Origin of the sequence: Streptomyces sp. NPDC047079, assembly GCF_040643755.1 — a bacterium.
Classification (GTDB): domain Bacteria; phylum Actinomycetota; class Actinomycetes; order Streptomycetales; family Streptomycetaceae; genus Streptomyces.
In genome coordinates, this window is record NZ_JBEYUZ010000014.1 from 164,392 (window position 1) to 172,654 (window position 8,263).

Annotated in this window: 9 protein-coding genes; 2 read left to right on the top strand and 7 right to left on the bottom strand. The window is 69.7% G+C overall.

The features are described from left to right. Positions 1 to 231: 231 nt before the first annotated feature. Positions 232 to 630: a thioredoxin family protein gene (locus ABZ823_RS20015; protein WP_361661767.1), complete on the bottom strand. Its 399-nt coding sequence runs from the start codon at positions 628 to 630 to the stop codon at positions 232 to 234. Between the two features lie 268 nt (positions 631 to 898). Here ABZ823_RS20015 and ABZ823_RS20020 point away from each other — a divergent pair, with 268 nt between their 5' ends. Then, the gene (locus ABZ823_RS20020) at positions 899 to 1,627 is read left to right on the top strand and encodes a lysophospholipid acyltransferase family protein (protein WP_361661712.1); all 729 of its coding nucleotides are present in this window, start codon (positions 899 to 901) and stop codon (positions 1,625 to 1,627) included. A gap of 6 nt (positions 1,628 to 1,633) precedes the next feature. Here the strand turns inward: ABZ823_RS20020 and ABZ823_RS20025 are convergent, their stop codons facing one another. The 5 genes from ABZ823_RS20025 to ABZ823_RS20045 form a co-directional block, all read right to left on the bottom strand. Beyond that, entirely contained in the window at positions 1,634 to 2,326 is a 693-nt protein-coding gene (locus ABZ823_RS20025; protein WP_361661715.1) for a phenylalanine--tRNA ligase beta subunit-related protein, read from the bottom strand. Positions 2,327 to 2,334: 8 nt separating this feature from the next. Further along, on the bottom strand, positions 2,335 to 2,928 hold the full coding sequence (locus ABZ823_RS20030) for a transglutaminase domain-containing protein (RefSeq protein ID WP_361661718.1): 594 nt from the start codon (positions 2,926 to 2,928) through the stop codon (positions 2,335 to 2,337). Positions 2,929 to 3,025: 97 nt separating this feature from the next. Then, positions 3,026 to 4,096, bottom strand: a complete 1,071-nt coding sequence (locus ABZ823_RS20035; protein WP_361661721.1) for a low specificity L-threonine aldolase — start codon at positions 4,094 to 4,096, stop codon at positions 3,026 to 3,028. Then, positions 4,093 to 4,845 carry an SDR family oxidoreductase gene (locus ABZ823_RS20040; RefSeq protein ID WP_361661724.1) on the bottom strand — a complete coding sequence of 251 codons (753 nt, stop codon included), beginning with the start codon at positions 4,843 to 4,845 and terminating at the stop codon, positions 4,093 to 4,095. The genes ABZ823_RS20035 and ABZ823_RS20040 overlap by 4 nt, the downstream gene beginning before the upstream one ends. Before the next feature lie 56 nt (positions 4,846 to 4,901). Continuing rightward, entirely contained in the window at positions 4,902 to 6,299 is a 1,398-nt protein-coding gene (locus ABZ823_RS20045; protein WP_361661727.1) for a DUF6421 family protein, read from the bottom strand. Positions 6,300 to 6,753: 454 nt separating this feature from the next. Here ABZ823_RS20045 and ABZ823_RS20050 point away from each other — a divergent pair, with 454 nt between their 5' ends. Continuing rightward, positions 6,754 to 7,437, top strand: coding sequence for a glycerophosphodiester phosphodiesterase family protein (locus tag ABZ823_RS20050; protein WP_361661730.1), 684 nt, complete (start codon positions 6,754 to 6,756; stop codon positions 7,435 to 7,437). 125 nt (positions 7,438 to 7,562) lie between these two features. Here the strand turns inward: ABZ823_RS20050 and ABZ823_RS20055 are convergent, their stop codons facing one another. Continuing rightward, the gene (locus tag ABZ823_RS20055) at positions 7,563 to 8,111 is read right to left on the bottom strand and encodes a GNAT family N-acetyltransferase (RefSeq protein ID WP_361661733.1); all 549 of its coding nucleotides are present in this window, start codon (positions 8,109 to 8,111) and stop codon (positions 7,563 to 7,565) included. Between the last annotated feature and the right edge of the window lie 152 nt (positions 8,112 to 8,263).

Consider the following 8,263-nt stretch of genomic DNA (forward strand, 5'->3'; position numbering starts at 1 on the left):
TGGGGAGGATCCGTGGCTGCTCAGCAGGCCGGACAACGGGCGCTCGCGGTGCGGGCCAGGTCCACGTGGACACGCTCGAAGAGAAGGAGTTCCGGGGGCATACGGTCAGGCTGACGATAGGTGGTGGGCACAGTCAAGCGGGCTCCCGCCTCCGGGAGATGGGTCACCGGCTGCCTCACGGTCGCCTCGCGAGGTCCCCGGCGGCTGGGCCGGCGCGGCCGGGACGGGGTGTCAGACGGCCTCGCCGAGGGCGGCGATGACGTCCACCCTGCGGGGCCGGCCGGTCGCCCGCCGTACGATCCGCCCGTCCGCGTCCAGGACGAGCACGGTCGGCGTCTTGACGATGCCGAGTGCGCGGACGAGTCCGAGTCGCCGCTCGGCGTCGATCTCGACATGGGCGACCCCGGGCACCATCCCCGCGACCTCCGTCAGGACCCGCCGCGTGGCCCGGCAGGGGGCGCAGAAGGCACTGGAGAACTGGACCAGCGTGGCCCGCTCTCCGAGCCCCTGGCCCAACTCGGCCGCACCCAGCCGATTTCCGTCGTCCCGTCCGCGCACTCTCACTCTCCCGTTCCGCCACGGTGCGGCACTCTCCAGGCGCTCGCCGGGACGAGGACGGCCGCACACCACACATCCGGTCATCCTCCTTGCAGCGTTCACGAGGCGGCGGGGATTCCCGGCCCCCATCATCGCAGCCGCGACAGCGGTGGTGTTGTAAGCGTATGAAAAGCCCATGACGGGTCATACGCCCGACGTGATGAGGATCTCGCCGCGCGCGGGCACCAAGACTGGCCCCCCGTCCGTTCTTGGGGCACGATCTGGAGACACCGTAAACCTACGGCTGCGTAACTTCCGCCGGGAGTCCCTTCCCAGGCAGACAGAAGGGTCCTTCCCATCCATGGCTGAGCTCGTCTACCGCCCCGTCATCGGTCTCGCCCTCACGATGTTCAAGGCATGGGACCTGAAGATCGACTGCAAGGGCTCGGAGAACATCCCGCGCTCGGGCGGTGCGGTGCTGGTGAGCAATCACATCAGCTATCTGGACTTCATCTTCAACGGCCTGGCGGCGCTGCCGCAGAAGCGCCTGGTGCGCTTCATGGCCAAGGAGTCCGTCTTCCGGCACAGGATCTCCGGCCCGCTGATGCGCGCCATGAAGCACATCCCGGTGGACCGCAACCAGGGCGAGGCCGCCTACGCGCACGCGCTGGACTCACTGCGCTCGGGCGAGGTCATCGGAGTCTTCCCCGAGGCCACGATCTCGCAGTCGTTCACCCTGAAGAGCTTCAAGTCTGGTGCCGTGCGGCTGGCCCAGGAAGCCGGCGTTCCGCTGGTCCCGATGGCGCTCTGGGGCACGCAGCGGCTGTGGACCAAGGGCCACCCGCGCAACTTCAAGCGCAGCCACACCCCGATCACGATCCGGGTGGGCGAGCCGATCGAAGCCCCTCGGGACACGTACGCGGGCGTGCTCACCCGTCAGCTGCGCGAGCGCGTCCAGGAGCTGCTGGAGGCCGCCCAGCGCGCCTACCCGGGGCGCGCCAAGGGCCCGGAGGACTCGTGGTGGATGCCGGCCCACCTCGGCGGTACGGCGCCGACCCCGGAGCAGCTGCGCACCGCCGAGGCGCACTGAGCCGGATCAGACGGGGGCGTGCACGGTGATCCGCGCCCCGGGGCTGAACTTCTCCACGAGTTCGGCCAGTTCGGTGCCGGCCCGCTCCACCTGGGCCGGCGGCATCGGCGCGAGACTCTCCAGCAGGAAGACGGCGGAGGCCGAATCCTCGGTGAGCCGGGTGCGGGGACCCTGACGCCAGTTCCAGCGCCGGCATGTCACACCCGCCTCGTCCCGCCAGACCACCTCCCCCGCGTCCGGGTGCTCGACGCTCTCTTCGCCGCCCGCGACGGTCACGAACTCCTCGTCGCCCGCGGCCCTGACAAGGCGCATGCCCCCCTGGACGAGATCGAGGTCCTCACCGCCGACCGGGATCAGATGAGCCACGCTGATCGCGTTGTAGACGTCGACGAGCACATTGATCCTCGGCAGTCCGGCGTCCGACAGGGCCCGCCTGGCGAGCGCCTCGGCCGAGTTGCGGGTGCGGGACGGCTTGGCGCCGAACGCCGTGTACACCTCCCGCCAGGCCGCCATGTGCGGATCCTCGTGCGGGGCACGTCCGTCCAGTCGTACGGCGAGGCGGCGGGCCGCGTCGTCGAGCAGCGCCGACGTCTCCTCGGTACTGGGCCCGTTGACGAGTCCATGGGCCTCGATCGCGACATGGGTGAAGCCGGGCGCGAGGGCGCGTACCGCGTCGGACACGGTCAGGGAGAGAGTCATCGCCTGCCTCAGAGTGCGGTGGGGAGTGTCTTCCAGAGGGTCTCCCGGTCGTGTGCGGCCCGGAGGACACGCAGCACGACCGGGTGAGGTTCAGCGTACAGGACGGGATAGTCCATCTCATTGGACTCTGCGTCGGGGATCCACGCCAGCCGCTCACCGTCCAGACGGAACCGGGCGTCCACCCCCGGTTTGTTCCCCCGGGGATCCTGCCGGTGCCAGGCCCCGTGGAACCGCACGGCGACCAACCCGTGCACGACGTGGCCGCCGCCGTCGTCGTGCAGCAGCCGCTGGTAGCACAGCGCCGTCGGGATGTCCTCGGCGCGCAGCAGCGCGGCCAGGGCATGCGCCTTGGCGTGACAGATGCCGGTACGCAGCCGGAGGACGTCGGAGGCGCGCCAGGTGACACGCGGGTCGCCGCTGTCGGCGGAGTGCGGGATGGTGTCACGCACGAACTCGTAGACGGCTTGCGCATAGGCATACGAGTCCGCGACCTGCTCGGCCAGCCGCGCCGCCGTTTCGCGCACCAGCGGATGATGGTGGTCGATGGCCTCATCGGCGGCCAAGTAGGCGGAAAGGTCCGGTGTTTGCTGGATCAGCTCCATGTTTTCCGAGCATAGGAATGCGACCGATCGACGGTCAATGACTTCTCGATCAGTCGCATACCTATGCGTAGCGTGAGGGGGGCCTGCCGCTGGACGTCTAGCGCGCCATCTCCTCCTTCAGCGCCGCCAGGAACCGGTCCACGTCGTCCTCGGTCGTGTCGAAGGCGCACATCCAGCGCACGACACCGGAGGCCTCGTCCCAGAAGTAGAACCGGAACCGCCGCTGAAGGCGCTCGCTCACGTCGTGCGGAAGCCTGGCGAAGACCCCGTTGGCCTGCACCGGGTAGAGGACCTCCACTCCGTGCAGGGACCGCACGCCCTCCGCGAGCCGCTGCGCCATCTCGTTGGCGTGGCGGGCGTTGCGCAGCCACAGGTCCTTGGCGAACAGTGCCTCCAGCTGCACCGACACGAAGCGCATCTTCGACGCCAGCTGCATGGACAGCTTGCGCAGATGCTTCATATGGCTGACGGCGTCCTGGTTGATCACCACGACCGCCTCGCCGAACAGCGCTCCGTTCTTCGTTCCGCCGAGGGAGAGGATGTCGACGCCGACCGCGTTGGTGAACGTCCGCATCGGCACGTCAAGGGAGGCGGCCGCGTTGGCTATCCGGGAGCCGTCCAGGTGCACCTTCATGCCGCGTGCGTGGGCGTGCTCGCAGATCGCTCGGATCTCCTCGGGCGTGTAGAGGGTGCCCAGTTCGGTGCTCTGGGTGATCGAGACGACCTGCGGCATGGCGCGGTGCTCGTCCTCCCAGCCATACGCCTGCCGGTCGATCAGCTCGGGCGTGAGCTTGCCGTCGGGCGTGGGCACGGTGAGCAGCTTCAGGCCGCCCATGCGCTCGGGGGCACCGCCCTCGTCGACGTTGATGTGGGCGCTCTCCGCACAGATCACGGCGCCCCAGCGGTCGGTCACGGCCTGCAGCGCGACGACGTTCGCGCCGGTGCCGTTGAACACGGGGAACGCCTCGGCCGTGGCGCCGAAGTGGCTGCGGACGATCCGCTGGAGGTTCTCGGTGTAGACGTCCTCGCCGTACGCGACCTGGTGCCCTCCGTTGGCGACGGCCAGGGCGGCGAGCACCTCCGGGTGAGCCCCGGCGTAGTTGTCACTGGCGAAACCGCGCACCTCCGGGTCGTGACGGCGACGCGCGTCGGTCTTGGGAGGGTTCACGGCTTCTCGGTCAGCCACAGACGTTTTCCGTTCACTTCCGCGGCGGGCTTGCTCCAGACGTCGGCGATGGCCTCGGCCAGGTCCTTGACGTCCGTGAAGCCCGCGAACTTCGCGTTGGGACGGTCGGCGCGCATCGCGTCGTGCACCAACGCCTTCACCACCAGGATCGTAGCCGCCGACGTCGGCCCCGCCTCGCCCCCGGCCTTGCGGAAGTAGTCGGCCATGGCCAGCGTCCACGCCTCGGCGGCGGCCTTGGCGGCGGCGTAGGTGGCGTTGCCCGCGGTGGGTTTGGTCGCGCCCGCGGCGCTGATCAGGACGTAGCGGCCGCGGTCGCTGCGCTGCAGCGCCTCGTGGAACGCCAGCGAGGTGTGCTGGACGGTACGCACGAGCAGCAGTTCGAGGAAGTCCCAGTCGTCGAGGCTGGTCTTGGTGAAGGTCTCGCTGCCGCGCCAGCCGCCGACCAGGTGCACGAGCCCGTCGACACGCCCGAAGTCCTTCTCGACGTGGGTGGCCCAGTCGCGGGTGGACTGAAGGTCGAGCAGGTCCACCGTGTCCCCGGTGACGGTGGCGCCGCCCAGTGCGTAGCGGGCCGCGTCGACGGCCTCCGCGAGCCGCTCGGCGTCGTTGTCCGAGGCGACGACGGTCGCTCCCGCCTCGGCCAGCCTCAGCAGTGTCGCCCGGCCGGCGGCCCCGCCCGCGCCCGCCACCGCGATCACCGCGCCACTCAGTGGCCCGTTCCCGTTCCCCATCGTCCTCGCCTCCCGAACAGCGTCCGCCGCATCAGCCGTACCCACCACGCGGGCGCTCACGCGGCGACTCGCTCGGCGGTCTCCGCGGTGATGCCCTTGGTGGAGGCGATCACGTTCTTGAGCTTCTTCTGGAGCGCCTCATAGAACATGCTCAGGGGAAATTCGTCCGGAAGCACGTCGTCCACGAGCTTGCGTGGCGGCTGAGTCAGGTCGAGGGCGTCGGGGCCCTTGGCCCACTTTGAGCCCGGGTGCGGGGCGAGATAGGTGGAGACCAGCTCGTAGGCGGCGAACCAGTGCACGAGCTTCGGGCGGTCGATGCCGTCCCGGTACAGCTTCTCGATCTCGGCGCACAGCTGGTTGGTGATCCGCGGCGCGCGCTTCCAGTCGATGGAGAGCTTGTTGTCGGTCCAGCGCACCACGTCGTGCTTGTGCAGATAGGCGAAGAGCAGCTGACCGCCGAGGCCGTCGTAGTTGCGTACGCGCTCACCGGTGACCGGGAAGCGGAACATGCGGTCGAAGAGCACCGCGTACTGCACGTCACGGCCCTGCGGGAAGCCGTCCGCCTCCAGCTTCACGGCCTCCTTGAAGGCGGTGAGGTCGCAGCGCAGCTCCTCCAGGCCGTACATCCAGAACGGCTGGCGCTGCTTGATCATGAACGGGTCGAACGGCAGGTCGCCGTGGCTGTGGGTGCGGTCGTGGACCATGTCCCACAGGACGAACGCCTGCTGGCAGCGCTCCTGGTCGTGGACCATCGCGGCGATGTCCTCGGGCAGTTCGAGGCCGAGGAGGTCAACGGCCGCGGCGGTGACCCGGCGGAAGCGCGCGGCCTCGCGGTCGCAGAAGATGCCACCCCAGGAGAACCGTTCCGGCGCCTCGCGCACGGCGATGGTCTCCGGGAAGAGGACGGCCGAGTTGGTGTCGTAGCCCGCGGTGAAGTCCTCGAAGGTGATGCCGCAGAACAGCGGGTTGTCGTAGCGGGTGGCCTCCAGCTCGGCGAGCCAATCCGGCCACACCATCCGCAGGACGACCGCTTCGAGGTTGCGGTCAGGGTTGCCGTTCTGCGTGTACATCGGGAAGACGACCAGGTGCTGAAGGCCGTCCCGGCGGTCGGCGGCGGGCTGGAAGGCCAGCAGCGAGTCGAGGAAGTCGGGCACCTGGAAGCCCCCGTCGGCCCACCGGCGCAAGTCCTTCACCAGCGCCTCGTGATAGGCGGCGTCGTGCGGCAGCAGCGGGGAGATTTCCTCGACGGCCCGCATCACCTCGCTCACGGCCTCTTCGGCGACCGCGCGCTCCGGGGCGCCGTCAGCGGCGAAGTCGATCGAGCCGTCCTTGGCCTGCCATGGCCGGATCCGCTCCACGGCATCCTTGAGCACGGGCCAAGCCGGGTGGTCCACCACCTTGTCCTGCGGAGGAACCTGCCTCTCCGAACCCACCTGCACAAGAATTTCCGTCATGACCCATCCTCCACGGGAGAACCTCAAGTACGGACACCGTATGCGGGGCCGGTTTCTTCCAGCAAGAGGGAGGGCGGGAAATTATCCCGCCCAACCCTGCCTTCACCGCTCTTTTTCCTGCCTGAAACCAAAGTAAGCGTGACATCCGCCATACGCTGTCCGAACGCCCGGGGCCGTGACCGGGCGCGGGCGGCCGTAGGGTTTTCGGCCACATCAGTGAAGCGCGGGGCACCCGAGCAGCGCCCGGGGGCGGCGGTCAACCGGAGCGTGACGCGCCCACCCAGGGGTGACACCCGGCCGGCCCTGCGGGTCCGCATTCGCGCCGCGCCGCGCACCCGTTGCCCGTGTACGAGAGGGTTCACCGCGCACCCGGGCCACTAGGCTGCGCCGTGCCGCGCCGGTGCGGGAACGCCTCGCGGCAGCCGAGCCGCCGTCGACGGAAGCGAGTTGAACCTTGAACTTCCTCACCATCGGTCACCGCGGAGTCATGGGTGTCGAACCCGAGAACACCCTCCGGTCCTTTCTCGCAGCCGAGCGCGCGGGCCTCGATCTGATCGAGCTCGACCTCCATCTGAGCAAGGACGGCGCTCTCGTGGTCATGCACGACGCCGAAGTGGACCGTACGACCGACGGCACAGGTCCGATCGCCGAAAAGACGGTCGCCGAGCTGCGCGCGCTCGACGCGGGCCGCGGTGAGCGGGTCCCCGTCTTCGAGGAGGTCCTGGACGCGGTGAGGACGCCGATCCAGGCGGGGATCAAGGACGTGGCGGCAGCGCGGGCACTGGCCGAGGTGATGCGCCGCCGGGACCTCGTCGGCCGGGTCGAGGTGTCGTCGTTCCACGCCGAGGCGATCACCGAGGTCGCCCGGCTCGTGCCCGGCGTGCGCACCGCGCTGATCGCCAGTCGCTACGGCACCGACGTGGTGGAGCACGCCGTCGCGGCCGGCGCCGGGACGGTCTGCCTCGACATCCGCCGGCTGACCCTGGAGGTCGTCGAGCACGCGCGCAAGGCGGACCTGAGGGTCATCGGCTGGGTCGTGAACACCCTGGACCATCTGCGGCTGGTCCGCGCGCTGGAACTGGACGGCGCGACCACCGACTACCCGGAGATCAAGCGCACCGGCCGCTTCACCGCCTGAGGTCCACCGCCGTCGTACGGCCCCGTCGTACGATCGCCGCCCCCGCCGTACGTCCGGCGGGGAGGGTACGGGCGGCGTGGCACCCGCTGCCCGGCGTGTGCGTCGCGCCGGGCACCGACCGGAGGTCAGACCAGCCGCTTGACCAGCAGCTCGAACTCCAGATCGTCGCGCTGCGGGATGCCGAAGCGCTCGTCGCCGTACGGGAAGGGGGTCATCCGCCCCGTACGGCGGTAGCCGCGCCGCTCGTACCAGGCGATGAGGTCGTCCCGGACGGAGATCACGGTCATCTGCATCTCCGTCGCGCCCCACGCTCCTTGGGCCATGCGCTCCGCCTCGGCGATCACCGCCTTGCCGAGGCCCGCGCCCTGGAGCGCGGGGCTGACCGCGAACATGCCGAAGTAGGCGTGCTCCCCACGGTGCTCGAGCTGGCAGCAGGCGACGATCGCCCCGTCGCGCTCGACCGTGAGCAGCCTGCTGTCGGGCGACTTGATGACCTGGAGCACGCCCTCCGGGTCCGTCCGCCGCCCCTCCAGGATGTCCGCCTCGGTCGTCCATCCGGCCCGGCTGGCGTCGCCGCGGTACGCCGACTCGATCAGCGCGACCAGCGCGTTGACGTCGCTCTCGGTGGCGTCGCGGAAGGTCGGACCGGTCGTGGCGGTGACGGCGCTGTCCATGGGGTGCTTCTCCGATTTCAGTGCGCGGCGCGTGCACCGATGAGCGTAACGTCCCCACTAGTGTCCTGAGTCCTTGTTTCGCTATAGAAGTAGGCTGGGCTCATGGCGCGTATGGGTCGGCCGACGGTCGAGGTGATTCTGACGGATCAGGA

Bases quoted from the DNA above. Each gene is read 5' to 3' on its own strand.
- ABZ823_RS20020 (WP_361661712.1), top strand. From the start codon at position 899: ATGGCTGAGCTCGTCTACCGCCCCGTCATCGGTCTCGCCCTCACGATG.
- ABZ823_RS20025 (WP_361661715.1), bottom strand. From the start codon at position 2,326: ATGACTCTCTCCCTGACCGTGTCCGACGCGGTACGCGCCCTCGCGCCC.
- ABZ823_RS20030 (WP_361661718.1), bottom strand. From the start codon at position 2,928: ATGGAGCTGATCCAGCAAACACCGGACCTTTCCGCCTACTTGGCCGCC.
- ABZ823_RS20040 (WP_361661724.1), bottom strand. From the start codon at position 4,845: ATGGGGAACGGGAACGGGCCACTGAGTGGCGCGGTGATCGCGGTGGCG.
- ABZ823_RS20045 (WP_361661727.1), bottom strand. From the start codon at position 6,299: ATGACGGAAATTCTTGTGCAGGTGGGTTCGGAGAGGCAGGTTCCTCCG.
- ABZ823_RS20055 (WP_361661733.1), bottom strand. From the start codon at position 8,111: ATGGACAGCGCCGTCACCGCCACGACCGGTCCGACCTTCCGCGACGCC.